Here is a 26,014-nt window from a genome sequence, read left to right on the forward strand (position 1 = left end):
TCCTCACCCCCGCCGGCCCCGGCGGACCAGGGCCTCGGGGGTGAAGTCTTCCGGCTTGAGCGGCGCGTCGAACTGCGGCGGCGGCAGGCCGTTGTCCACGCCGCGGGCGACATAGCGGTCTGTGGTCAGGTCGAAGGCGAACTCCACCGTCGGGACCAGGACCGGCACCTGCCAGTGCGGGATCGGATGCGCTTCGGCGTAGCGCAGGAGTTCGCCCTTGCCGTTGTAATGCTCCGACGCCAGGACCTGCCAGCTGTCCTCGTCGAGGTAATAGGTGCGGTCGGGCAGGGCGTGCTGGAAGTTCGGCTTCAGCCGGGCGTCCACCACCCAGACCCGGTGCATCTCATAGCGCAGGAACTGCGGGTTGGGGTGGCCCGGCCACAGGATGTCCCGCACCGTCAGGCCGGGGTTGGTCAGCCGGTGGGCGTTGTAGGGCATGTACATCTCGCGCCGCGTGACCAGCGTGAAGTCGAAGCGGTCGAGCGCGCCGCTGAACATGTCCAGCATGTCGGCGGTGCAGATGCCGCCCGTCACCGGGTCCGGCGTGTCATAGGCGAAGTCGGGCGCCGGCACCACCCGGCCGCGTTCGCCCTCCCGCGCCCAGGCGCGGGTCCGCGCGGCGATTGGGTCGAGCGTCGACTGGAGCACCAGACTGCTGCCGGCCTGTTCCCGCGGTTCCACAATCGTGCGGCGGTAGAGCAGCGGCGGTGCCGCCGTGTCCCCGGCAGCGTAAGGAGAGAGGAAATCCTCGCGCAGCCGTGTCTGCGACCGCGACCCGTCGCCGGATTGGACGATGGTCATGCTGGTGCGCGACACCCGCTCGCCACGCCAGCGCAGCTTGTGGTTCCACATCGCCTGCAGCCCGTTGGCGGGGATGGGGAAGGGCACGCCGACCGCGGCATCGCGCAGGACCAGTCCGTTCGCCCCCAGCGTCGCCCGGTCGGCGTTCGCCATCGATGCGTCATAGATGCGTTGCGGGGCGGCGGCGCTGCGCCGGCAGGGGAACAGCGCCAGTTCGAAGCTTTCCGGATATTTTTCCAACAGCGCCTGTTGCCCGGCGGTCAGCCGGACCTTGTAGCGCTCCACATCGGCGGCGCCGACGGTGAACCAGCGGACATCCTCGATGTAGGGATCGGGGGAGGGGCGGCCGGGCACATAGCCGCGCGGCGCTTGGTTCAGCCCTCCGGTCCAGGCGGGGATAGCTCGCGTGCGGTTGCCGGCGCGCACCGCCCCGAAGGGCGTCAGCTCCTCGCCCAGCCGGGGCACGCCGACCTCTGTCGGGGTATTCTGGGGCGGGGTATTCTGGGGCGGGGCATTCTGGGCCCGCAACGGCGATACCGTCGTCGCCACGGTGGCGCCCAGCAGAAAGCCCAGCGCCTCCCGCCGGCTGGGGTGGCGGATCGTCGGATCGTTCATCGTGCCGGACTTTCCGCTTCGGCCAACTCCTTGCCGATGGCCTCGCAAGTCGCCGCGAAGCTGCCGCTCAGCCGGTCGGCCGCCTCCGCAAGCTGGGAAAGCGGCGCACCCTCGGCAGCGGCCTGCTCCAGCACACGGGCCGCCTCCGCCAGAGGCTTGGCACCGGCGTTGCGCGAGGAGCCTTTCAGATTGTGGGCGCAGGCCCGCATCCAGTCGCGGTCGCCGTTGCCCAGCGCCGTAACCAGATCGGCGACGATCCCGCGGCCGATGGTGACGAAATCGTCCAGCAGTTCCGCCAGCATCGCCGCATCACCCCCGCACAGCGCCCGCAGGCTGCCGAGTTCGATCAGCGCTTCAACGTCGGCCGGCGGGACAGGCAGTGGGACAGGCGGCGGGGCGGATGGCGGTGGAGCGCTCTCCGCCGCGGTCTCCGCCGCATCGGACGAAACCGACGCCGGCGGCATCCAGCGGGCGAGGGCGACGGCCAGTTGCGACAGCTCCAGCGGCTTGCTCAGCACATCGTCCATGCCGGCGGCGCGGTAGTTCTCGATGTCGGCGGGGGCGGCGTTGGCGGTGATCGCGACGATCGGCAGACGGCTGCCAAAATCCGGTTCGCCGATACCCGCCTCGGCGGCGCGGATGCGGCGGGTCAGCTCGAAGCCGTCGATCTCCGGCATCTGGACGTCGGTCAACAGCAGGGCGTAGCGGCACCGGCCCTGGCGCATGGCGTCCAGTGCAGCCAGCGCCTCCGCCCCGCCCGGAGCCATCTCCGCGGCATAGCCCAATGCCTGCAGCTGCATCAGCAGAACCTTGCGGTTCACCGGATTGTCTTCCGCCACCAGGATCAGGCGCCCTTGGGCCATCGCCTCTTCCACGCTGGGCGCGGCGGGCGCGGAAGGTTTCGTGGCGGCGGCGGTACGGCCGGCGGCGGGCGTGGAGGAGGCGCCGTCGGGGGCGGCGTCATGGGGACAGGCATGGGCGGCGGGCGGGGGAACCAGCCGCCCGGCGGCGACCGCCACTGCGCGCAGCAGCACCAGCCGGCGTATCGGGCGGCTCAGCACCACGGTGCCGGGCTCCGCGCCCCGCGTGCCGGGACGGGAGGTGGCGGACGCCTCTCCCCCCGTCTCGTGGCAGAGCAGGACCACCGGCGGCCGGGGCTCGCCGCTGCGGCGGCCGAACTCGTCGGGCGCGCAGGCCGCGGCGGGAACATGCAGCGCCTCGTCGATGGTGACGACGCCGACGGCGCATCCGGCCTCCCGCGCGACGCGGGCCTGGGTCGCCAGTTCGGGCGGGGAGGCGGCGGGCAGCACGCGGGCGCCGGCCTGTTCCAGATAGCGGGCGAGGAACCCGCGCTCGGTATCGTCGGGCACGCCCAGCAGCACCGTCAGGCCGTCCAGCCCGATGGTGTCGCTGCCGTCCTCCGCCGGGGCGGGGGCCGCCGCGCGGGCCATCGGCAGGCGCAGCCAGAAGGTGGAGCCGGCGCCGGGTTCGCTTTCCACCCCGATCTCGCCGCCCATCAGCGCGGCCAGCCGCCGGCTGATCGACAATCCAAGCCCGGTGCCGCCGAATCGCCGGGTGGTCGAACTTTCCGCCTGGGTGAAGGGCTGGAACAGGCGCTGGCAGGTGGATTCGGCGATGCCGATCCCGGTGTCGCAGACCGCGATGCGCAGCAGCGGCTCCGCGCCGCCATCGTCATTGTCAACCGCGGCTGCGGGCTCAAGTTCGGCACGCAGGACGACGCGGCCGGCCTCGGTGAACTTGATGGCGTTGCCGGCAAGATTGAACAGGATCTGGCGCAGCCGCACCGGATCGCCCAGCAGGGCCGGCGGAATCGCAGGGTCCACATAGGTCAGCAGCGCCAGCCCCTTCGCCCCGGCGGCGGGCGCCAGCGTTTCCGCCACCCCTTCGACCAATGCCGGGACCGACAGCGGCACCCGCTCCAGATCCATCTTCCCGGCTTCGATCTTCGAGAAATCCAGGATGTCGTCGATGATCCGCAACAGCGCACTGGCCGATTCGCGCATGGTGGCGACGGTATCGCGCTGATGCTCGTCCAGTTCGGTCCGTTCCAGCAGGCCGAGCATGCCCAGCACCCCGTTCATCGGCGTGCGGATCTCGTGGCTCATCGTGGCGAGGAAGGCCGATTTGGCCTTGGTCGCCTCCTCCGCCTGCTCGCGGCTTTCGCGCAGTTCGCGCGTGCGTTCAGCCACGCGGGTCTCGATCGACTGGATCTGGTCGAAGGCGCGCAACGCCGCGATCACGGCGGTGAACAGGCTTTCCGCCGACAGGTCGGCCTTCGGCTTGTAGTCGTTGATGTCGTAATCGACGATCACGTCGCGCTGCGGCGCCTGCCCCGGTTGGCCGGTGCGCAGGATGATGCGGACATCGCGGTTTCCCAGATCGTCCCTGATCCAGCGGACCAGCTTCAGGCCGGAGTCATCCTCCTCCATCACGACGTCCAGCAGGATCACGGCGATGTCGCGGCGGTGTTCCAGCACTGCGCGGGCGTCCGCCGCGGTGAAGCAGCTGACGAGTTCCAGCCGCCGCCGCTGGAAGACGACATCGGCCAGCAGCAGGCCGGTCATGGAATGGACGTCCGATTCGTCGTCCACCACCAGGATGGTCCAGGGCGGGGCGGCCGGGTCGTGCGCGGGCGCGCGCTGGACCGCCGTGGCGCCGGAGCGATCCGCAAGGCCCTCCGCCTCCTCGTCGGCGAACAGGATCTCGTCGTCGTCAAAGGCGGCGCCGGTGCTCATGCGGGGTCGGTCTCCAGCGGGACGGGCGTCGGAAGGTGGGACGGCTGTGGTTGCGGCTGCGACTGGGGGTGCGGGGCCGCCTGCGGATTGGCGGCGGTCCGCGGAATGCGCAGGGTGAAGGTAGTTCCATCGCCGGCAACGCTGTCAACCGAGATCCGCCCGCCCAGCGACTGGGTGACCAGGTTGAAGACGATGTGCAGCCCCAGCCCGCTGCCGCCCGACCCGCGCCGGGTCGTGAAGAAAGGCTCGAACACTTTGGGCAGGTTTTCCGCCGGGATGCCGACGCCGTCGTCGGCGAAGCGGATCTCCACCTCGTCGTCCGGCATCTCGTCCACGTCGATCACCATGTGCCCCTTGCAGTCGGACGGGAAGGCGTGGGTCAGCGCATTCATCACCAGGTTGGTCACCACCTGGCTGAGCGCGCCGGGGAAGCTGTCCATCTGGATGCCGGGCGAGCAGGCGATGGCGACGCGGTGGCGGCTCTTGCGCAGGGTGGGGCCGAGCGAGGTCACGACCTCCTCCAGATAGGCCAGCAGGTCGAAGCGGCGCCGCTCCTCGCTGGTCTGGTCGACGGCGACCCGCTTGAAGCTCTGGATCAGTTCGGCGGCGCGGGTCAGGTTCTGTTCGATCAGGCGGGAGGATTCGCCGGCTGTGGCGACATAGGCGGCGAGGTCGGACTTCTTCATCGTCCCGCGCTCGAACGCTTCGGCCAGGGTGCCGGTCCGTCCCGACAGATGGGTGGCGCAGCCGAAGGCGATCCCGATGGGCGTGTTGATCTCGTGCGCCACGCCGGCGACCAGCAGGGCGAGCGAGGCCATCTTCTCCGCCTGGACGAGATTGGCCTGGGTCTCCTTCAGGTCGGCATAGGCCCTCTCCAGTTCCTGCATCGCGTTGAAGATTTCCTCGGCCGACCGCGCCTCCACCGTCACGTCGGTCAGGGTGCGGACGAAGCCGCCCTCCGGCAGCGGGTTGGTGCGCACCTCCACGATCCGGCCGTCGGGGCGGCGGCGCTTAAAGGTGAAGGGCTGGTCGATGGTGCCGGCCGGCTCGTCGGGTTGGCCGCCGGGGCCGCCGTCCAACCCGCCGTGGGGGCTGCCATCCGGGCCGCCGATCCCGTAACTCAGATACAGGTCGGGATCGTCGCCCATCTCGCCGAACTCGCCCTGGCGGCGCTGGAGGGCGACCACGTCGGCGAAGCGCGGGGTGCCGGTCAGCATGTCCGGCGGGATGTTCAACAGTTCCGCCGCGCGGCTGTTCGCCATCACCACGCGGCCGCCGCCGTCGACCTTGATGATGCCCTGGTCGGTGTTGTCCAGCGTGACCTGCAGCACGTTGCGCTCGTGCGCAAGGTCCAGTTCCGCCCGCACCCGTTCGGTGACGTCCGACATGGTGCCGGTCAGCCGCCGGGCGCGGCCGTCGGGGTCGCGCTGTGCGGTGGCGCGATCCTCGATCCAGGCCCAGCGGCCATCGCGCCGGCGCATGCGGTAGACCGCGGTGTAGGCCATGGCCCGGTCGCGCAGCCGCCGCCGCGACTCGGCCATCACCCGTTCCGCTTCGTCCGGATGCAGCAGCGACGCCCAGGTCTCCGTCGTCATGGTCAGATCGTTCGGCCCGTAGCCGAGCAGGGCGGGGAACTCCTTCGACCACCAATACTGCCCGGTCCGCAGGTCGTAGTCCCAGACGGAGGAGCGGGTGGCGGTGATGGCCAGCGCCAGCCGCTGCTCGCTCTTGCGCAGGGCGGCTTCCTCCTGCCCCAGCCGAGCGAGCATGGCGTTGTGGGCCTGGATCACCCGGCCGAGCTCGTCGGAGGCGCGCCAATCCACCGGCTGAAGCCCGCCGCCGCGTTCCGATTCCAGGATGGAGGCGATCAGCCGCCGCAACGGCCGTCCCACCGTCAGCCGAAGCGCCGCCAGAGCCGCCGCGATGGTGCCGGCCAGCATCAGCAGAAGGAGGACGGCGGTGTTCACCACCTCCTGCCGCAACTGTTCACGCGCGACCTTGTGGTCGTAGTGCAGGGTGATGGTGCCGACCTGGAGGTTCTGCACCCGGATGGCGCGCCGTTCGATGTTGGCGTCGCCGCTCAAGGGGCAGCTCGGCCCCGGCCAGGCGAACAGCCCGTCGGCCAGATCGTCCGTCACCTCGACGCAGACCAGCTCGCGGTTGGCGCCGATGGCCTGGATCACGTTGCGGATCGCCTGGACGTCGAAGGTCCACAGGTTGTTGGACAACGCCGCGGCATTGATGTCGGCGATGGTCGCCACCTTGTCCCGCAGGGCCGCCTGCAGATCCTGGTAGCGGTCGTAGAAGAACAGGGCGGAAAACAGCGAGACGGTGACCACCAGGCTTGGGACCAGGATCAGCAGGAATTTTGCCGATACCGCCGGCACGCGCCGCCACGCCTCAGCGATCCTGGTCATGCACTGCCGTTCCGGACGTTCGTTGGTGCGGCACGCGGCGCGCGTGCGCCCGTCAACATGTTCTACCCCGTTGCGGACGGCGCGTCCATGGGGGTGAACCCGGGGGTGTCGCGCAGGGGAAAAGTGTCGCGCCAGGGTGAAAGGCACAATCCGTGCGGTATCCGCGCTTGAGACATACACCGGGGTTGCACTACTGTGCATAGGCGGATGTCCGGTGTTTCGCGCGCATTCGTATGAGGGCCGTCCGGACTGCACGCGCGTGGTCGGCCGGCGACCGATGGGTGAGGGGAAGTATGGAATTCAAGACGATCAGAGCCGATGCGGAGTCCGAGATCTGGCTGTCCGGGCGGATGGAGTTCACCGACCACGACCGTCTGGTCGATATCGTGACCCAGCTGCAGGACCTGGGGGGCAGCCGGGTCGTGCTCGACCTGTCGGCGCTTGAGTTCATCGACTCCGCCGGTCTCGGCATGCTGCTGATCCTGCAGGAAGAGGCGGAGACCCGGAACACGAAGCTGATCGTCCGCGGGGCGGCCGGCGACGTGAGGCGGTCGATCGAGCTCGCCCGCCTGTCCGAGATCATCACCTTCGAATATTGAACATCCGGCAGCCGGCCTTCCGCCGCCGGCAGCACCGGTCCCTTTCACTGGGGAGATTGCCGCCATGGATGCCGCCCTTCCCGACAGCCCGGCCGAACCGGCGCTCCGTGCGTTCAGCGTGCTGCGCGACCGTGTGCCGGCGGACATGGCCGCCCGGATCTTCTCCCGCTTCGACGGCACCGGGGTCGGGACGGCCTGCCTGCCGGATGCTGCGGAGGGCGTCTGTCCGGCGGTGGAGGCACAGTTGCTCGAGCGCGCGGACCGTGACCGGCTGCGCGCCGCCTTCGACCGCAGCCCTTTCCTGACGGTCGAGTTGGGGGAGGGAACCGACGAATGCGCGGCGCTCCTGGACGACTGGTCGGGCGCGCCGGCGGCGGAGCATCCGCGCCTGCCCGGATTCTACCTGTCGCTGACCACCGGCAGCGCCTATGGCCTGCAATGTCCGGTCCTGATCTGCGACGAACTGGTCCGGCGCGGGGCGCTGGACCCGCAGCGCCGGTCCAACGTGGAGCTTTGCCTGCACGAGGCGGTCGCCAACGCCATCGTCCACGGCAACCTCGGCCTGTCCAGCGCGGTCAAGGGTGAGCCCGGCGGCTATCGCCGCTTCGGCGAGATGATGCGCGACCGGCTGGGCGACCCTGCCGTGGTGCGGCGGCGGCTGGACATCTTCTGCCGCTGGAACGAGCGCAGCATCGCCATCGCCGTGGTGGACCAGGGCGGCGGCTTCGACGTCGCGCTCGCGCCGGCAACCACCGGCAACAAGGCGCGGTCGGGCCGGGGCTTCGTCTTCATGCGCACGCTGGCCTCCCGCGTGACGGTGACCGACGGCGGGCGCTGCACCGTTCTGCAGTTCGACCGCTGACGGAGCCTTCATGCCGGTTCCCGCCCTGTCGCTGTCGGACTGCCGTGTCCTGATCGTCGACGACAACGAGTTCAACCGCAAATCGCTGGCCCTGGTGATCCGCCGCGCCGGCATCACCGACATCGCCTTCGCCGAGAACGGCCGGGAAGGGCTGGCGGCCGTCGACCGCTTCCGTCCCGACCTCGTCCTGCTCGACGTCGACATGCCGGTGATGAACGGCTGGGAGATGTGCGAGGCGTTGCGCCGCAACGCGACGCATGAGGAGCTGCCGGTCCTGTTCCAGACCGCGCTGGACAGCGACGAGGAGCAGGTGCGCTGTTTCGAGGCCGGCGGCAGCGATTTCATCTCCAAGCCGATCAAACCCGGTGAATGCGTCGCCCGTGTCCGCCATCAGCTGGAAAAGCGCAAGCTGTTCAGCGATCTCGCCGCCTTCCGCGAGCGGGTCCAGCGCGAGCTTTCGCATGCCCGCGCCATGCAGACCTCGCTTCTGCCGGAAAGCCGCCGGCTGGCGGAGGTGGCCGATCGCTACGGCCTGACGTTGGACGCCCATTTCGAGACATCGTCGGAGTTGGGCGGCGATTTCTGGGGGCTCTACCCGCTGGGCGACCGCCGGCTCGGGCTTCTGATGGTCGACTTCGCCGGGCATGGCATCACCGCGGCGATCAACACCTTCCGCCTGCACACGCTGATCGACCGTTTTCCCATGCATCATGTGGCGCCGTCGCAATGGCTGGTGCAACTGAACGCCGCGTTGAAGGACGTGCTGCCGACGGGACAGTTCGCCACCGCTTTCTTCGGCATCCTCGACCTTGCCACCGACACGCTGACCTTCGCCGCGGCGGGGTCGCCCAACCCGGTGCTGGGCACGCCGGCCGGCACGAAGGGCGATGGTCCGGACATCCGGCTGCTCGATTCGGCCGGTCTGGTGCTGGGGGCCTCGCGGCGGGCACAGTATGTCGACCACAGCTTTCGCCTGCCGCGCGGCGGCTTCCTGTTCCTCTACAGCGACGCGCTGATCGAATGCGGCGGCGACGAACTCGGCCCGCTGGGGCAGGACGCCGTGCCCGACTTCGTCCGCGACGCGCTGGCCAAGGATCGCGTGCACCCGCTCGGCCCGATGATGGACAGCTTCTACGCCCGCACCCGCCTGCCCCTGCGCGACGACCTGACCGCCGTCTGGGTCGCAAGGCGGGCGTAAAGGGACGGGGAGTAAGGGGTCAGGGCGCGAACTGCTCCTTCAGGATGCGTTCCTCGAAATTCAGTTCCGGGTCGAACAGCAGGGTCAGGCCGACCTCGCGGCATTCCTGAACCTCCACCTGCAGAACCTCGCGCACTTCGGTGAAGTCGGCGACGGCGCTGACCGGGCGCTTGATCTCCTCCAGCACGTCGAAGGTGATCCGGGCGGCGTGGGGCAGAAGGGCGCCACGCCAGCGCCGCGGGCGGAAGGCGCTGATCGGGGTCAGGGCCAGGACGCCGGCGTTCAGCGGCACGATGGGGCCATGGGCCGACAGGTTGTAGGCGGTGCTGCCGGCCGGCGTCGCCACCAGGGCGCCGTCGCAGATCAGCTCCGGCAGACGGATCACCCCGTCGATCGTAATGCGCAGCTTGGCCGCCTGCCGCGTCTCGCGCAGGAGCGACACTTCGTTGATGCCCAGCGCCTCCACCCGTTCGCCATTCACCCGGGTGGCGATCATGCGCAGCGGGTGCAGGCGGACATGCTGCGATGCCACGATGCGCTCCGCCAAATCCTCCTCGCGGTAGGCGTTCAGCAGGAAGCCGACCGATCCGCGGTTCATGCCATAGACCGGTGTCGGCTGCTCGCGATCACGGGTGAGCGCCCGGTGCAGCGTTTCCAGCAGGAAGCCATCGCCGCCCAGCGCCACGATCACGTCGGCCTCGTCCGGGGTGGCGTTGCCGTAGCGGTGGACCAGCCGGGTGCGGGCGGCGCGCGCCTCGTCCGTGTCGGCGCAGGCGAAGGCGATGCGCAACGCGTCGGGCGCTGGCAGCAAGGGGGCCTGCGCATCTGCGGACTGCTGGGCGGCTGACTGCATGGCGGCGGACTGCATGGCGGCGGGATCGGTCATGGTGCCGACCATAGCGCAGTCCGGCGTTCGCGCAAAAGTATCGCGCGGTGACGAGACGATGCAAAAGAGCGCATCCGCCGGGTGGACAACAGAAAAGGGGGGCCGCGGACGGCCCCCCTTTTCACGATATGGAACGGAGCAGCCGAGTTATTCGACCATCTCCGACACCATTTCCTCGTCGTCGTCGCCCGAGGTGCGCTTCGGCCGGTTGCCCTCGGCATAGTCGAAGGCCGGCTTGTCGTCCTTGACGGTGACCTTGACCAGGCCGCCCTTGCTGAGCTTGCCGAACAGCAGCTCTTCCGCCAGCGGCTTCTTGATGTACTCCTGGATCACGCGGCCAAGCGGACGGGCGCCGTAGAGCGGGTCGTAGCCCTTCTTGCCCAGCCACTCGCGCGCCTCTTCGTTCAGCTCGATGGACACGCCGCGGTCTTCCAGCTGCGCTTCCATCTGCATGATGAACTTGTCGACGACGCGGTTGATGACCTCCTGCGTCAGCGGCGCGAACGGGATGATCGCGTCGAGACGGTTGCGGAACTCCGGCGTGAACATCTTCTCGACCGCTTCGATGTCCTCGCCGACCCGGCGGTCACGCTCGAAGCCGATGGCGGGCTTGGCCATGTCGGCGGCCCCGGCGTTCGAGGTCATGATCAGGATGACGTTGCGGAAATCGACGATCTTGCCGTTGTGGTCGGTCAGCTTGCCGTGGTCCATGATCTGCAACAGGATGTTGAACAGATCCGGGTGGGCCTTCTCGATTTCGTCCAGCAGCAGGACGCAGTGCGGGTGCTGGTCGATGGCGTCGGTCAGCATGCCGCCCTGGTCGAAGCCGACATAGCCCGGAGGTGCGCCGATCAGGCGCGACACCGTGTGCCGCTCCATATACTCCGACATGTCGAAGCGGGTCAGCTCGATGCCGAGAGTCATGGCGAGCTGGCGGGCCACCTCGGTCTTGCCGACGCCGGTCGGGCCGGTGAACAGGTAGTTGCCGATGGGCTTCTCCGGCTCGCGCAGGCCGGCCCTCGCCAGCTTGATGGCGGAGACCAGCGCGTCGATCGCCTTGTTCTGGCCGAAGACCATGGTCTTCAGGTCGCGCTCCAGGTTCAGGAGCGTTTCCTTGTCGTCGCGGCTGACCGACTTCGGCGGGATGCGGGCGATCTTGGCGACCACCGCCTCCACGTCCTTCACGCCGATCTTCTTGCGGCGCTTGTTCTCCGGCAGCAGCATCTGCGCGGCACCGACCTCGTCGATGATGTCGATGGCCTTGTCGGGCAGCTTGCGGTCGCCGATGTACTTGGCCGACAGCTCCACCGCGACGCGGATGGCGTCGTTGGTGTAGGTGACCTTGTGGTGCTTCTCGTAGTAGGGCTTCAGGCCTTGCAGGATCTTGATCGCATCCTCGACCGACGGCTCGTTGACGTCGATCTTTTGGAAGCGGCGGACCAGCGCCCGATCCTTCTCGAAGTAGCTGCGGTATTCCTTGTAGGTGGTCGACCCGATGCAGCGCAGCGAACCGGAGGCCAGCGCCGGCTTCAGCAGGTTCGAGGCATCCATCGCACCGCCCGAGGTGGCGCCGGCGCCGATCACCGTGTGAATCTCGTCGATGAAGAGGATGGCCCCCTCCGTCGCCTCGAGTTCCGACACGACGGCCTTCAGCCGCTCCTCGAAATCGCCGCGGTAGCGCGTGCCGGCCAGCAGCGAGCCCATGTCGAGCGCGAAGATGGTGGCGTTGCGCAGCACCTCCGGCACTTCCTGCTGGACGATGCGGCGGGCCAGGCCCTCGGCGATGGCGGTCTTGCCGACACCGGGGTCGCCGACATACAGCGGATTGTTCTTCGACCGCCGGCACAGGATCTGGATGGTCCGTTCGACCTCCTGCTCCCGGCCGATCAGCGGATCGATCTTCCCGCCGGACGCCTTCTTGTTCAGGTTGACACAGTAAGCCTCGAGCGCTTCGCTGCCTTTTTTCACGACCTTCTCCGCCGCCGCCTCGTCGTCAGCGCCCGAGACCCGCTTGGTTTCCGAGCGGCCCGGAGCCTTCGCGATTCCGTGAGAGATGTAGTTGACCGCGTCGAACCGGGTCATCTCCTGCTCCTGCAGGAAATAAACCGCGTGGCTCTCGCGTTCAGAGAACAAGGCGACGAGGACATTTGCTCCCGTCACCTCCTCACGTCCCGACGACTGGACGTGGATGGCCGCACGCTGCAGAACCCGTTGGAAACCAGCCGTCGGCTTGGCGTCATCGGGCCTGTTCGTGATAAGGTTCGCAAGTTCGTTGTCGAGGTAATCCGACAGTTCCGCGCGCAGTCGGTCGAGGTCGATCCCGCAAGCGCGCAAGACGGCGGTAGCATCGGAGTCTTCGGTCAACGCGAGAAGCAGATGTTCGAGCGTCGCGTATTCATGCCTGCGCTCGTTCGCGTGGGCCAGGGCTCGGTGCAGCGTCTGTTCCAGGTTACGCGACAGCATGTGTGGGTCTAATCCTTTTCTAACGTGCATTGCAGCGGGTGCTGGTGCTGGCGTGCAAAGTCCATCACCTGCGTGACTTTCGTCTCCGCCACCTCGTAGGTGAACACGCCGCACAACCCCACACCCCGCCGGTGCACATGCAGCATGATCTGTGTCGCTTCCTCCCGCGATTTGCTGAAGAAGCGTTCGAGAACGAGAACGACGAACTCCATGGGAGTGTAATCGTCGTTCAACATCAAGACCTTATACATCGACGGCTTTTTGGTCTTTGGCTTGGCCTTTACGACCACGCCGCTGTTCGTGCCGTCGTTGCCCTGCTTGTCAGAGTCGGCCATGGTCCCAGTCGAATGTCATCGCGATGCACTGTCTATGTGAATGATATGGGCATTTCGGTCGCGGTGGGAAGGGGCCGTTTTCAGTCACCCTCCATTTGGCAGACCCTCCTTTGGTCCGCCGGACCTCCCGCTACCCCGTAATAGGAGACATCGCTTTCGATCAGGCCGCAATCGGCGGAAAACCCTAGCCCTTTCCCGCGGCACCGCGGGGATTCGGTGGACAGCGAACGCAAAATGGCCCGGCATCCCTGTCCGGGATGCCGGGCCGCCGCGATGCGGGCCATCAGCTGGGAATGGTCGGCAGGCCGGTCAAGGCCCGGCCGGTTCCGCCGGTCAGGCAGCCTTCTTCGACAGGACCTCGACCGTGGCGTTGACGCGGGCGCTCAGCGGGGCCAGCGCCTCGCTGGCGATCTTGACGGTCAGCTCCTGCAGCTTGGTGCTTTCCGACACCAGCGCGTCGATGCTGGCCTTGGCGTAGGCGTTCTGCAGCTCGACCAGTTCCTGGATCGTCTTCACCGCCAGCAGGGCCTTGGCGTTCGACACGCTCTTCTCCAGCGAGGACTGGGTGAAGGCGGCGACCTGCTTGCCGGCCTCTTCCGCGCCCTTGGCGACGACGGTGCCGGACTTCACGAAGGCGTCGACGTTCTGCTTGGTCAGCACGGTCAGCTCGTCATAGCCCTTCAGCACCTGGGCGGAGGCCTTTTCGACCTGCTCCTGCTGGGCCTTCACGAGGCCTTCCAGGTTCTGCTTGGCGGTGGTGATGGCATCTTCGACGGATTTGGTGACGGCGGTGATCTGGTCGGACATGGCTATGCTCCTCGCGCTCTCTCAGGGGTCAACCGCGCGGCCCCGACGATGCGGCGACCGGGTGCGGAGTGGGTTGAAACCCTCGGACCCCGTTTGGGCGGGCGCCCGAGATATGCTGCAGTGCAACATAAGCAGAATGTATGGGAGGCCGGCCCCGGAGTCAACGGCTTATTGTGCACTGCACAAAAATCATGGCGTGCAAGCCAGCCCCCTCAGACGCAAACGGCCCGGCAACCGCGTGGAGGTTGCCGGGCCGTTTGCGAAGCCGGGGTCCATTGCTGAACCCCGGCCGTCAGGATCTATCGGATCGGATCGATCAGGCGGCGATCGGCTTGGAGAAGGTCTCCACCGTCGCGGTGACGCGGGCGTTCAGCGGGGCCAGCGCCTCGTTGGTGACCTTGGTGGTCAGCTCCTGCAGGCGGCTGGTCTCGGCCAGCATCGCGTCGAAGCTCGACTTCAGGAAATCGTTCTGCAGCTCGACGACTTCCTGCAGGGTCTTGGCGGCCAGCAGGGCCTTGCCGGTGGTGATCGACTTGTCCAGCGCCGACTGGCCGTAGGCGACGACCTCGCGGCCCAGATCCTCGGCGCCCTTGGCGGCGATGGTGCTGCTGGCGATCAGGGCCTCGACATTGGCCTTGCCGGTGGCCTGCAGGTCCTCGTAGCTCTTCAGCATCTGGGCGGCGGTCTTCTCGAACTGCTCCTTGGCGGCGGTCGCGGTCTGCTCGAACTGCTTGACCGTCTGCTCCTGGCCGGCCTTCACCAGACCTTCATACTGCTCCTTCGCCTGGGCGGCGACGTTCTCGAGCGACTTCGGCGTGAACTGGTTCATGACGCGCGTTCCTTCCTGGCTGATGCCGACGTTTGGACGATGGGCCCGGCCGCCGCGAAGCGGGGCACAAGCCTGCCGGCAGCGGTTTGCGTTGCGTTTATACGTTGTGCATCCGGTCCAGCCGGTCCCCGAAGCCGCAATCCGGCCTCAGGAATGCTGCACTGCAATATGAGGATTTTATGGGCTAGGCAGGGGGCGCTGTCAACAGTCCGTTCGGCAAGTATCCGGCCTATACTTTTGCGCCGCACCACACCCCGATCGCGTGAATTTCCGGCGAGCACGGCATCGCGGACGTTGCCGGCGGGTGCTGTGGTCGCGGAACCGGCGGCAACTCCTTAATGAAGCAACTCCTTAACGAAGGATTTACCGGCGGTGGGACAAGTGTAGCGTGGCCGTGGGCGTGAATCGCCTCGGCCAATGGTCAGGTGCGGCGCTTGGACGCGGCGCCCCCGGCCGCCCGCTCTCCTGGCCGCATCTTCGGGACCCCTTCGATCATGACCTATTGCCTTGGCATCAAGACACGCGACGGCCTGATCGGTCTGTCGGACGGCCGCATCACCAGCGGGTCGCAGCTTTCCTCGGCCCGCAAGGTGACGATGATGGGCAGCGGCGGCGACCGCTTCTTCATCATGAATTCCGGCCTGCGCAGCGTGCGCGACAAGACGCTGGCCTATCTCCGCCGCGACATGCAGAAGCGCCGGGGCGAGGCATACTCGACCATGCTGGACGCAGTATCGGCCTTCACCGCCTGCCTGCGGCAAGTCGCCGCGGAGGATAAGGAGTCGCTGGAGGCGTCGAAGCTGCACTTCAACCTGCATGCCATCATCGGCGGCCAGCTGGCCGAGGACCGGGAGCCCTACATGTTCCTGGTCTATCCGGAAGGCAACTGGATCGAGGTGGACGAGCGCACGCCCTACCTGTCGATCGGCGCCACCGCCTACGGCAAGCCGATCCTGGACCGGGCACTGACCTACGGCACCGACATGCAGACGGCGCTGAAGCTTGCCTACCTGTCCTTCGACAGCACCCGCTTTTCCAGCAACGACGTCGGCTTTCCCATCGACATGGTGTCCTACCATGCGGAATCGCGCAGCTGGCGCCAGTCGAACTACGATTATGACGACCTCAGCGAACAGCGCCAGTGGTGGAACCGCAACCTGACGGAGCTGGCCCGCCGCATGCCGGACGGCCCGTGGGTCGAGACCCTGGTGCCCGACAACCTGCGCCCGCGCCTGATCACCGAACAACCGGCCGAGGAGCCGGCCTGAGCGGTTCAGTCCTCCGGAAGGGCGCCGAGCATCAGCGCCCCGAAGGGTGCGGTCGGGCCGACCAGCCCATAGTGGCCCTGCCCGTTGCGGCCGACCTGGACCTCGAAGAACACGCCGCCGTCCGCCAATTGGCCGGAGGAGGGCAGGGTGCGCGGCGCGTCCTCCGGCTCCGGCAGGCCGGGATAGGCGACGCCGGTCGGGTCGATGCTGCGCAGAAGCTCCGGGAACCGGGCGTCGGTGAAGCGGCTGGACGGGTAGGGATAGGCGGTGAAGAACCACTGCCCGGAACGGCAACCGTTGATCAGCCAATAAAAGCCGTTCGACGGAAGCCTCAGACCGTGAGGCGGCGGGTCGAACGCACCGTCCTCGCGCAGGCGGCCGATGAAGCTGTCATACTGCGCGGCGCTCAGTTGCAGCGTCGCCTTGCGGCCGCGGGCGGCGGAGAAGGGATCGGCCGGCGTGATGCGGGCGAGGTCGGTCGCCTCGATCACATGCGCCTCCACCGCGGCACCGCCGCGCTCGGGATCGCCGACGACGTCGTATGTCCGCACATGACGGTTGTAATCGGCGTTGAAGATCAGGCGGAAGCGGTCGGTCCCGTCCTTGCCGCAGCGCGTCCTCAGGTCGTCGCCGTTGAGATAGCTGAACCAGGTCAGCTTGCGCGCCACCGGATTGTCGGTCGGCCCGGCGGAGCTGCAGCCGGCGAGCACCAGCAGGGATGCCGCCACGGATGCCGCCAGGCGGGCCGCGGTTGCACGGCGGGAGAGGCCGCGGCGAAGGCCCCCGGGGGAAAAGGCGTCGGCCGGAACGGTTGTTCCCGGTACGCTTGTGTCCGGGACGCTTCTTTGATGACCACGGCTCATTGTCGCTTGCCTCGCGTCAGCGGCCCCTGGTAGGTGGAGGGCGCAGGTCGCGACGGCAAGCCCGATCGCCGGGCCCCGGCCGATCGGAGGGCGCCGGTAATCCGTCTGCCCCCATGCCGTAACCCCTCCGCTTGCGTGCCGTCCTCCGCAGTCTTCCCCGCCATCCTCCGTCAGCCAGGACCTGCCATTTTGGTCACAGACACTGCCAAAAGCCAAAGCAAGAAATTAACGAATTCCTGCTAGACACTGATTTCGCACGAATTTACCATTGAACCAAGCACCAAAATCTAGCGGTTGGCGGGGCCATCATGAGTGTAACGCGCAACACCGTTCGTAACGGATTGTTTCCGTTCGCCTTTCGCGGAACGGACACGGCCGGCGGGCGGAGTTCGGCGGGTGTGGGACGCCATTTCCTCGCGGCGGCCGCGCTGCTGGGCATGGTGGCCGTCGGGTCGGGCCTTTCGGCGGCCGAAGCGCTGGCGGCGAAGGCTGCGGCCATCGTGGTCGATGCCCGGACCGGGCAGGTGCTGATCGACCAGGACGCCGACGCCATCGTCCATCCGGCGTCGCTGACCAAGATGATGACGCTGTACCTCGCCTTCGACGCGCTGGAGGACGGCCGCCTGTCCCTCGACCAGCAGTTGCCGGTTTCCTCCTTCGCGGAGAGCATGTCGCCGACCAAGCTCGGCCTGCGTGCCGGCCAGACGCTGAAGGTCGAAACCGCGATCCTCGGTCTCGTCACCAAGTCGGCCAACGACGCAGCCGTCGTCCTGGCGGAGGCGCTGGGCGGCACCGAATCCCGCTTTGCCGAGATGATGACGCGCAAGGCGCGCGAACTGGGCATGCGCCGCACCGTCTACCGCAACGCGTCGGGCCTGCCGAACATGGAGCAGGTGACGACCGCCCGCGACTATGCCGCGCTGTCCCGCGCCCTGATGCGCGACCACGCCAAATACTATCCCTATTTCAGCCGCCGCAATTTCGTCTATGGCGGCCGCACGCTGGCCAACCACAACCACCTGATGTCCCGCTACGAGGGCATGGACGGCATCAAGACCGGCTACACCGTGGCCTCCGGCTTCAACCTCGCCGCATCGGCGGTGCGGGACGGGCGCCGTCTGGTCGGCGTGGTGATGGGCGGCAAGTCCGCCGGGTCGCGCGACAACAAGATGGCGGCGCTGCTCGACCAGGCCTTCGGCCGGCCCAGCCATGGCCACGACGACGGGCCGGTGATGGCAAGCCTCGACACCACGCGCTCCGACGCCTCCGAAGCCGAGGGGGATGACGACGACGAGCCGGTGGTGAAGGCCAAGCCGGTGCGCGCCGCCGTGCAGATGGCCGCGGTTCCCGCCGCTCCGGCGCGGGAGAGCAAGGCCACCCGAGAGGCCGGTTCGCATTGGGGTGTCCAGGTCGGCGCCTTCTCCAGCCGTGCGGCCGGCAACAAGGCGGTCAGCCAGGCGGTCAAGCAGGCTCCCTTCATCCTGCGCGCGGCCAAGGCCAGCGTGGTGGAGGCGAAGGCCGGCAAGGACACCGTCTATCGCGCCCGCCTGACCGGTCTTGACGAGAAGGATGCGCGCAAGGCCTGCGCGGTCCTCACGAAGCACGGCCACCATTGCGTTGCCGTGTCGCCCGGCGAGCGCGGCTGACCGGCGCCCATCGCGGAACGGGGCGGGGGGATCACCCCCGCGCCGCCACCACGGCCCAACGATCCAGAAACGCCAGCGCCGGCGCCATTGCGCCGGTCAGATCGGCCATCCGCCGCTGCAGGTCGGCAGCGCTGCCGTCCTCCAACGCCGCCTCCAGTGCGCGGGCGGCGCGACGCAGGGCGAGGCAGCCATACTGGCCCGACACGCCGGCGATCTTGTGCGCCATCGCCCCGGCAGTCATCCGATCCCCGTTCCGCAATGCTTCGCCGAGCGTTTGATCGTGCTGGCGCAGCACGGCCGCCGTCTTGCCGATCAACTCGGCGGTGCGGTCGGGCGGCAGCATGTCCCGCATCGTCGCAATGGCGCTTTCGTCGAAATCAGGCTCGTCCACCGGCGGGACCGCTTGCGGCGAGCCGGCCATTGCGGCGGCCAGGGCGTCCAGCTTCAGGGGTTTCGCCAGGATGCCGTCGGCACCGCAGCCGGCGCAGCGGTCGCGGCCATCGGCGGTGATGCTGGCCGTCAGCATCAGGATCCGCGGGGTGCCGCCGGCCGGCCGGTTGCGGATGGCGCGCACGGCCTCGTCGCCGGGCAGGCCGGGCAACCCCAAATCCATCAGGATCAGGTCGAAGGCGATCTGCGCGGCGGCCGCGACGGCGGCCGGGCCATCCTCCACCGCCACGACCCGATGGCCGGCACGTTCCAGCAGGGCGCGGGCGGCAAGGCGGGTGACCGTCTCGTCTTCCGCCAGCAGGATGTGCAAGGGGGGCATGCCGGTCCGCTCTTCCCGGTTGATGACAGGACCGCAGTCTAGCCGCTTCGCAGGCGGTGCGCACCCACACCATGAGACAGTGTCGTAAGGGGGCGGCGTCACACGGTCGGAGAGGCCTGGGTGAACATCGGATCCTCGATCCGGTGCAGGCGCCCGGCGCCGGTCATCGCCGCGCGCAGCAGCAGGGTCTTGCGGCGGGCGGCGGCCAGCTTGCTGACCGGCGCCTCGCGCAGGATCTCGGCGCCGTAAGCGTCGGCCACCATCAGCCCGCAATCCTCCGGGATCAGTTCGGTCGGGAACCCGTCGTCGACGGCGAAATAGAAGGCATCGCACCATTCGCGATACTCCTGCCATTTCTGGTCGGACCGGAAGTCGGGAACGCCGCTCTTCACCTCGACGATCAGGATGCAGCCGGACTCGTCGATGGCCAGCACGTCGGCCCGCCGTCCGCTCGCCAGCCGGAATTCGGTCAGGGTGGCATAGCCGCGCATCGCCAGCGCCCGCCGCACGCCGCGGAAGATCGGCACCGCTCCGCCGGCGGACAGGGCAGTTTCACCATCGGAAGCCGGAACGGCAAGGTCGTCGCTCATTGGCGCTGCGCCACCACTGGAAAATAGAACGGTTCGGGAACGATGGGAGCACAATGCCGCGTCCGCCCCTCGGCGCCAAGGGGCAAAAAGAGTATGACGGGCTGTGCCCGGTCCGAACCCGACTCGGTCCGGGCAACTCGGTTTGGCCCCCTCAGCCCGGAATGACGACCGGGGGCAGGGGAGCCGGCCTGCAACGGTCGCGCGGCAGGCTGCGGTCGGCGGGGAACACCAGAACGGCGGCGGTGCCGACTCCCGGCTCGCTGGTCAGCTCCAGCCGGCCGCCATGCATTTCAGCCAGCCGCTTGACGATCGGCAGGCCCAGCCCGGTCCCGCGGGAATTGCGGGCGATGGTGGAATCCTGCAGCTCGAACGGGTGGAGGATGCGGGGAAGCTCGGCGGTCGGGATGCCGACGCCGGTGTCGGCCACCATCATTCCGATCCCGCCGTCGGGCATCAGTTGTGCCGTCAGCACCACCTCGCCGCCCGGTCGGGTGTGGGTGACGGCGTTCGACAGCAGATTGGTCAGCATCTGGGTCAGCGCCTGGGCGTCGCCCTGCAGAAGCGGAAGGTCGGCCGGCACGTCGCGGCGCAGGCGGACCTCGCCCTCTGCCGCGACCTCCTGCAGGGCTGCGGCGACCTTGAGCGACAGGGCGTCCAGATCCACCCCCTCCTCGGCCATCGGCATGGTGCCGTCCAGGCGCGACAACTCCAGGATATCGTCGATCAGGGCCAGCAGATGGCTTCCGGCATCGCGGATATCGCCGGCATAGCTGCGGTAGCGCGGGTTGCCCAGCGGCCCGAACGGCTCCGACAGCAGCATCTCGGAAAAGCCCAGGACGGCGTTCAGGGGCGTCCGCAACTCGTGGCTCATCTGCGCCAGGAAGGCGCTCTTGGCGCGATTGGCGCTTTCCGCCTCGCTGCGGGCGGCGCGCGCCTCCGCTTCGCGGACGCGCATCCGTTCCTCGTTCAGCTTCAGCGTGGTGACGTCGGTGTAATGGACCAGCACGCCGCCGGGCACCGCATGTTCACGGCTGAGCAGCCAGCGCCCGTCAGGCAGCGGCACGACCACCGGCGGCTCCAGCCGGCGATGCCGCTCCAGCCGCACCCTCAGCCATGTCGCGCGCTCCTCCTCCGTGGTCAGGCGGGGATCGGACAGGGCGAAGCTGCGGGCCAGCTCCTCGAAGGGCACGCCGGGGACCAGCCGGTCGGCCAGCGCGGGCAGGTCGCTCTTCAACCGGCTGTTGGCGTGGACGAGGCGGTCGTCATGGTCGAACAGGGCGAAGCTCTCGGCGCTGTGCTCCAGCGCGGCGGTCAGGCTTTCCGCAAGCGCTTCGGCCACGGAGGGCGCCTCCGGGCCCAGGTCGGTCAGGATCGCGCTGAGGCCGCCGGGCGCCGGGGCAGCCACCACCCGCCAGCGCACGGGAATGCCGCCGCGCCGCGCTGCGACCGTCCGCTCCACCGGTTCATGCAGGGCGTCCGCCAGCAGCGCGAACAGTCCGGGGCAGGCGGCGTCGGTCGCACCGCCGCGCAGCCGGCGACCGGCCAGAGGGGCGGCGCCCAGCAGCCGTTCCGCTGCCGCGTTGGCCGACCGCCATTCGAGGTCCGTCAGCGCGCCGGTGCAGTCGCGGTGGGCCTTGAGAAGGGCGACCGCGACCGGCAGCCGCATCATTGCCGACAGGAAAAGATCATCGGGCAGGACTTTCCCGGCCGTCGCCCGGCCGCTTTCCCCGTCGTCACAAGTCTGCGCGTCGCATTCCATCCAACCATCATTGCGGCCCATTCCTAAAAAACGCTGAAGGCCAAGCCTGGAATGGCGACGATTATTTGTCGAATTGTAACAGAAAGCCTCCTTTGCAGGTGGAGTCCATGGGATTTACCGAAAAAGCAACAAAAGGTATGATTGCGCGGTGCGTCATGATCTTCGCGTAAGCTCTGCCCAATGGCGGGCTTTGCAGCGGGCGATGGTTTCCATACTCTGGTAACTCCACAGCGTGATCGATGCCGGGGCGTTATGGTTTGGATGCAGGTGTGGCCATGAACGGCAGCCAAGACGATGCCGACTGCTCGGCGCCGCCGATTCTGGTGTTCGGCCTAGACGGGCGGCTGGCCGACTGGTCTCCGGCGGCCGAAGCCTTGCCGGGTCTGGACGGCCGCCTTGCGGCCGGGATGCCGTCCGCCGACCTGGAGGAGCGGGCCGGGCCGGCGCGCATCGTTGTCCCGCTGGCCGGTGGCGGGGCGGTGTGGCGGCTCGCCGACCTCACATCCTCCACCACCCACCCCGTCTCTGCTTCCGCATCCGTGGACATTCCCGCCCCGGTCCCGGCCGTACCGCCGATGCGCGATCCGGCGGGGCGCCTGTTCGCTGCGGCGAGCCACGACCTGCGCCAGCCCCTGGCGGCACTGTCCCTGCTGATCGGCACGCTGGACGGCCGGTTGAAGGAGGGCCGCACGGGCGCGGCGGAGCGGTCGGGGCGCGACCTGCTGCACTCGATGGCCCAGGCGGTGGAGTCCATGCGCAGCATGGTGGATGGTCATTTCGATTTGGTCCGCCTGGAAAGCGGTCTGGTCGAGCCGGACGTCCGTACCCACGCCGTCAACGGGGTCCTGATGCGGCTGGCGCTGGACGTGGCGCCGCGCTTCGCCGACCGCGGGGTGCGCTTCAGCGTGATGCCCTGTTCGGCGATGGTGCGGACCGACTCCGCGCTGCTGGAGCGCCTGCTGCATGGGCTGGTCGCCAATGCCCTGCGCGTTACGGTGCATGGCCGGGTTCTGGTCGGTTGCCGCACCCGCGGCGACTGCCTGCGGATCGAGGTGTGGGACAGTGGACGCGGTCTGTCCCCGCAGCGGTTGGAGGCGCTGAGGGCGGAACTGGCGCGTCCGGCCGGGGAGGGCTCCGGCACTCTGGGGCTGGACCTGACGCTGGTCCGCGGCTTGGCACGCAAACTCGGCTTCGGACTGGAGGTGTGTTCGGCGGAAGGGCGGGGCACCGTCTTCGCGGTGATCGTTCCCCGCTCCGTCGAGGCGGCGGAAAGTGGCGACAGGGAGGAGCCGCCTGCCGCAGCCGCGCCGGACAGCGGTGCGGCCGACATCAGCCGGACCCGCATCCTGGTGATCGAGGACGATCCGATGGTGCTGGCGGCACTGGAAGCGCTGCTGAGCCAATGGGGGTGCAGCGTGGTGGGTGCGGAATCCTATGACGCCGCCGTCGAACGGATCGGCCCGACGCCTGACCGATTCGACCTCATCATTTCCGACCTGCGGCTGAAGGGAGCTGCAAATGGCATCGTCGCCATCCGTCAGATCGCCAAGCTGTTCGACCGTCCGGTGCCCGGCATGATCCTGACCGGCGATACCGATCCCAAGCGTCTGCGCGAGGCGCGCCTGTCCGGCTATCCGCTGCTCCACAAGCCGGTGGCACCGCTCGCCTTGCGTGCGGCGGTCATCCGCCTCCTTGGGCGCGATCCGCTTTGATAATATTGACTCTAAATCTGCGGTGATTCGGCAGGGCATGTGAAGGGTAGAGGAAGGGGGTGTTAATCGTTTCTGAAGCGCAATGACTTTTCTGAAACAGAGGCCGCAAGAATGCGGCAAAATGCGACAGAGATCTCTCGGCGATCCCTTCTTTCGATGCTTTCCGATCCCCCGATGGTTAGAGCCGCATCCCTCTTTCGTTTGATTGGGATCTTTCACATACCCATTTATGTCTTTCCCTCGCTATGATCGGGTATGGGCGGGACGGAGGGCTATCGGATGAACCGGCGATATCGGGGAGACGGACGGGCGGGCACGGCAGTTCCAGCCATCGTCTTTGCCGGCCTGTTCCTATCCCTCAGTGCTTTCCTTCTGATCCGTGCCGCGACCAGCGATGCCGAACATGCCCTGGCCGACCGCCAGGCGATCCAACTCCATGATGAACTCAAGACCCGCTTCGACCATCAGAGCGTCCTTCTGCGGGCGCTGAGCGGCCCCATGGCCGGACCGGAGCCGGTGACGGAGGCGAGCTTCTCCTCGGCGGCCGAACCCCTGATTCCGCTCTATCCCAATCTCCGTGCCGTCGTCTGGTCACGGCGGATGGCCGAACGCGACCTGCCGCTGCTGGAGCGGGCGATGCGGTCGGCCGGCCACACGTCCTTCGCCGTCCGCTATGCCGCCGAGGACGCGGAGCTGGAACCCGGCGCCGACCGGTTCGTGAATGTGCTTGCCGAACCCAAATCGGCGGCCAGCCTGATCGGTCTGGATATGGCCAGCCTGCCCGGGCAGCGCGACGTGCTGGTCCGATCCTGTGCCGCCAATCGCGTGGTCGCGGCCGAAGGAGAGCCGCTGCGGGCGGAATTCGGCCCGGATTCCGCGCTGATCTACCTGCCGGTCTATTCGCGCGACGTCGATGCCGGGGAGGAGCGGTTCGCCGCACGAACGGTCTGCGATGTCCTGACCGGCTTCCTGTGGACCAGCTTCGACGTCGACCAGTTGCTGCGCGATGCGGTTCTGCGGGTGGGGCTGACCGTTGGCGACGCCTATCTGCTGGACCCGAAGGCGGGAACACCGCGGCTGCTTGCCGCCGAAGGGGCGTTGAGCCGTCCCGGCGAGCTTCCGCATCCTCCGATCCGGCCGTTGACGGTGGAGCAGCTGAACGGGGAGGCGGCAACGCGGGCCATCGTCCGCGACATCGCCTATGGCGGTCGGGTGTGGCGGCTGTATGTGGTGCCGGCGGCCGTGCGGCTGTTCAGCGCCGACGACCGGCTGGCCTGGACCATGCTGATCGGCGGGCTCCTTCTGACCGCCGGTGCCGTGGCCTATGTACTGCGCGAGGCGCGGACGAAGCGCCTGCTGCGCACCGAGGCGCGCGCCCGCGCCGCCATGGCCCGCGCTTTGCGTGAAAGCGAGGAGCGGTTCCGGATGGCCCTGCGCCATTCCAAGGTGACGCTGTTCACCCAGGACCTCGACCTGCGGCATCTGTGGGTCTATTGCCCGCAGCCGGACTTCCGTCCGGAACGCATGATCGGCCGTACCGACGCCGAGCTGTTCCCGCAGGACGCCGACCGGCTGATTTCGGTGAAGCGGTCGGTGATGGAGCGCGGAATCGGCGCCCGCTGCGAGGTGGAGATGACCTATAACGGCATCCGCCGCGCGCTGGACCTGTCGGTGGAGCCGATGCGCGACGACACCGGGGCGGTCTGCGGCATCATTTGTGCCGCGGTCGACATGACGGAGTCGGTCGAAATCCGCGAGGCCCTTGCCCGCGCCCATGCCGAGGCGGAGCGCGCCAACCAGGCCAAGAGCCGTTTCCTGGCCGCAGCCAGCCATGACCTGCGCCAGCCCTTCCAGGCGATGAGCCTGTTTCATCACATCCTGTTGAGCAAGCTGGACGATCCCCAGCAGGTGGAGGTGGCGAACAAGCTGGGCGAGGCGCTGAGCGCCGGCAACACGCTGCTGTCCACCCTCCTCGATACCTCCGCGCTGGAGGTCGGCAACGTGAAGCCGCGGGTCGTCGATTTCGACGTGCAGGACATCCTTGGACGGCTGTCGATCGAGATCGGCGATCAGGCCATCGACCGCGGACTGGAGTTGCGGGTGGTGCCCTGTTCGGTGCGCGTGCGCAGCGACCCGATCCTGCTGGAGCGGATGGTGCGCAACCTGCTGGTCAATGCCCTGCGCTACACCACCGAAGGGCGGATCCTGCTGGGCTGCCGCCGCCGCTGCGAGGGCGAAGGCGGCGACCGCCTGTCCATCGAGGTTTGGGACACCGGTCCCGGCATCGCCGAAGCCGAGATGACGGCGATCTTCGAGGATTTCTACCGCTGCGGCACCGACCAGCGCGACAGCGGGCGCGGCCTGGGCCTGGGGCTGTCGATCGTCCGCCGCATGGCCCAGATGCTGGACCATCCCGTCGCCGTGCGGTCGCGGGTGGGGCACGGCACCGTCTTTACCGTCAGCGTCCCGCGCCTCGTGCAGCATTGCCCCTGCGCGGCTGCCGCGGAGTGAACGGACGGCCAGGCACCCGCAGTCCGGTCCTTGCCGCCACGTCGGCCATGCCGCAACGCGCAATGGGAGCAGTTTTCCCCACGGGTCCGCTTTTCTCGTCCGCGGACGCGCAAGTTTCGGTTATGCTGCGGTCGCTCACCGCTCCGAAACGAACTCAGTAACCCAGCTGCAACAATAGCTTGGTAACTTTATTGATGTAGGTCATTGGGTCCCCTGCCCATGGGGGCTATTTCTTTCGCACAAGCACACTCCTTGGAAAATCCTTGGGGAGTGAAGGTTCCGCTTCGGCGGGACCCAACAAGACGGGTTCCGGCCCGCCGCCGTCGGC

At 68.1% G+C, this 26,014-nt stretch carries 19 protein-coding genes; 7 read left to right on the plus strand and 12 right to left on the minus strand.

Annotated elements, in window-relative coordinates; all coding sequences use genetic code 11:
- Positions 1–3 precede the first annotated feature (3 nt).
- From ACWPKK_RS02415 to ACWPKK_RS02425, 3 genes are read right to left on the minus strand one after another with little or no spacing between them, the layout of a single operon-like run.
- On the minus strand, positions 4–1,416 hold the full coding sequence (locus tag ACWPKK_RS02415) for a DUF1329 domain-containing protein (RefSeq protein ID WP_452000806.1): 1,413 nt from the start codon (positions 1,414–1,416) through the stop codon (positions 4–6).
- Positions 1,413–4,172: an ATP-binding protein gene (locus tag ACWPKK_RS02420; protein WP_452000808.1), complete on the minus strand. Its 2,760-nt coding sequence runs from the start codon at positions 4,170–4,172 to the stop codon at positions 1,413–1,415. The genes ACWPKK_RS02415 and ACWPKK_RS02420 overlap by 4 nt, the downstream gene beginning before the upstream one ends.
- Positions 4,169–6,589 (minus strand): ATP-binding protein, encoded by a 2,421-nt coding sequence (locus ACWPKK_RS02425; RefSeq protein WP_452000810.1) that lies wholly within the window; start codon positions 6,587–6,589, stop codon positions 4,169–4,171. Before ACWPKK_RS02425 ends, ACWPKK_RS02420 begins: the two co-directional genes overlap by 4 nt.
- Before the next feature lie 293 nt (positions 6,590–6,882).
- Here ACWPKK_RS02425 and ACWPKK_RS02430 point away from each other — a divergent pair, with 293 nt between their 5' ends.
- The 3 genes from ACWPKK_RS02430 to ACWPKK_RS02440 all read left to right on the plus strand — a co-directional run bounded on the left by ACWPKK_RS02430 (position 6,883) and on the right by ACWPKK_RS02440 (position 9,248).
- Positions 6,883–7,188, plus strand: coding sequence for an STAS domain-containing protein (locus ACWPKK_RS02430; protein ID WP_324865334.1), 306 nt, complete (start codon positions 6,883–6,885; stop codon positions 7,186–7,188).
- A gap of 64 nt (positions 7,189–7,252) precedes the next feature.
- Positions 7,253–8,050: an ATP-binding protein gene (locus ACWPKK_RS02435; protein ID WP_324865332.1), complete on the plus strand. Its 798-nt coding sequence runs from the start codon at positions 7,253–7,255 to the stop codon at positions 8,048–8,050.
- A 10-nt stretch (positions 8,051–8,060) separates the two neighbouring features.
- Positions 8,061–9,248 (plus strand): PP2C family protein-serine/threonine phosphatase, encoded by a 1,188-nt coding sequence (locus ACWPKK_RS02440; protein WP_452000813.1) that lies wholly within the window; start codon positions 8,061–8,063, stop codon positions 9,246–9,248.
- Positions 9,249–9,267: 19 nt separating this feature from the next.
- Here the strand turns inward: ACWPKK_RS02440 and ACWPKK_RS02445 are convergent, their stop codons facing one another.
- The 5 genes from ACWPKK_RS02445 to ACWPKK_RS02465 all read right to left on the minus strand — a co-directional run bounded on the left by ACWPKK_RS02445 (position 9,268) and on the right by ACWPKK_RS02465 (position 14,568).
- The gene (locus tag ACWPKK_RS02445) at positions 9,268–10,101 is read right to left on the minus strand and encodes an NAD kinase (RefSeq protein ID WP_452004701.1); all 834 of its coding nucleotides are present in this window, start codon (positions 10,099–10,101) and stop codon (positions 9,268–9,270) included.
- A gap of 180 nt (positions 10,102–10,281) precedes the next feature.
- On the minus strand, positions 10,282–12,597 hold the full coding sequence (gene clpA / locus ACWPKK_RS02450) for an ATP-dependent Clp protease ATP-binding subunit ClpA (RefSeq protein ID WP_109075459.1): 2,316 nt from the start codon (positions 12,595–12,597) through the stop codon (positions 10,282–10,284).
- Between the two features lie 8 nt (positions 12,598–12,605).
- Positions 12,606–12,932, minus strand: coding sequence for an ATP-dependent Clp protease adapter ClpS (clpS, locus tag ACWPKK_RS02455; protein WP_063633957.1), 327 nt, complete (start codon positions 12,930–12,932; stop codon positions 12,606–12,608).
- Positions 12,933–13,265: 333 nt separating this feature from the next.
- Complete coding sequence (locus ACWPKK_RS02460) at positions 13,266–13,739, minus strand: phasin family protein (protein ID WP_452000816.1); 474 nt, start codon at positions 13,737–13,739, stop codon at positions 13,266–13,268.
- A gap of 316 nt (positions 13,740–14,055) precedes the next feature.
- Complete coding sequence (locus ACWPKK_RS02465) at positions 14,056–14,568, minus strand: phasin family protein (protein ID WP_324865321.1); 513 nt, start codon at positions 14,566–14,568, stop codon at positions 14,056–14,058.
- Between the two features lie 494 nt (positions 14,569–15,062).
- On the opposite strand from ACWPKK_RS02465, the gene ACWPKK_RS02470 reads away from it, so the two are divergent.
- Entirely contained in the window at positions 15,063–15,836 is a 774-nt protein-coding gene (locus ACWPKK_RS02470; protein ID WP_324865319.1) for a peptidase, read from the plus strand.
- A gap of 5 nt (positions 15,837–15,841) precedes the next feature.
- On the opposite strand, the gene ACWPKK_RS02475 is transcribed toward ACWPKK_RS02470, so the two are convergent.
- On the minus strand, positions 15,842–16,564 hold the full coding sequence (locus tag ACWPKK_RS02475; RefSeq protein ID WP_452000818.1) for a hypothetical protein: 723 nt from the start codon (positions 16,562–16,564) through the stop codon (positions 15,842–15,844).
- A 533-nt stretch (positions 16,565–17,097) separates the two neighbouring features.
- On the opposite strand from ACWPKK_RS02475, the gene ACWPKK_RS02480 reads away from it, so the two are divergent.
- Positions 17,098–18,345, plus strand: coding sequence for a serine hydrolase (locus tag ACWPKK_RS02480; protein ID WP_452000819.1), 1,248 nt, complete (start codon positions 17,098–17,100; stop codon positions 18,343–18,345).
- A 31-nt stretch (positions 18,346–18,376) separates the two neighbouring features.
- Here the strand turns inward: ACWPKK_RS02480 and ACWPKK_RS02485 are convergent, their stop codons facing one another.
- From ACWPKK_RS02485 to ACWPKK_RS02495, 3 genes are all read right to left on the minus strand, one after another.
- Positions 18,377–19,114, minus strand: a complete 738-nt coding sequence (locus tag ACWPKK_RS02485; protein WP_452000821.1) for a response regulator — start codon at positions 19,112–19,114, stop codon at positions 18,377–18,379.
- A 98-nt stretch (positions 19,115–19,212) separates the two neighbouring features.
- Complete coding sequence (locus tag ACWPKK_RS02490; protein ID WP_452000823.1) at positions 19,213–19,704, minus strand: MmcB family DNA repair protein; 492 nt, start codon at positions 19,702–19,704, stop codon at positions 19,213–19,215.
- A 151-nt stretch (positions 19,705–19,855) separates the two neighbouring features.
- On the minus strand, positions 19,856–21,463 hold the full coding sequence (locus ACWPKK_RS02495; RefSeq protein WP_452000824.1) for an ATP-binding protein: 1,608 nt from the start codon (positions 21,461–21,463) through the stop codon (positions 19,856–19,858).
- Positions 21,464–21,738: 275 nt separating this feature from the next.
- Between ACWPKK_RS02495 and ACWPKK_RS02500 the strand changes: the two genes are divergently transcribed.
- Both ACWPKK_RS02500 and ACWPKK_RS02505 read left to right on the plus strand, forming a co-directional pair.
- The gene (locus tag ACWPKK_RS02500) at positions 21,739–23,175 is read left to right on the plus strand and encodes an ATP-binding response regulator (protein ID WP_452000826.1); all 1,437 of its coding nucleotides are present in this window, start codon (positions 21,739–21,741) and stop codon (positions 23,173–23,175) included.
- Positions 23,176–23,454: 279 nt separating this feature from the next.
- Entirely contained in the window at positions 23,455–25,686 is a 2,232-nt protein-coding gene (locus ACWPKK_RS02505; RefSeq protein ID WP_452000828.1) for an ATP-binding protein, read from the plus strand.
- Positions 25,687–26,014: the final 328 nt, after the last annotated feature.

This window comes from Azospirillum largimobile, assembly GCF_977007025.2.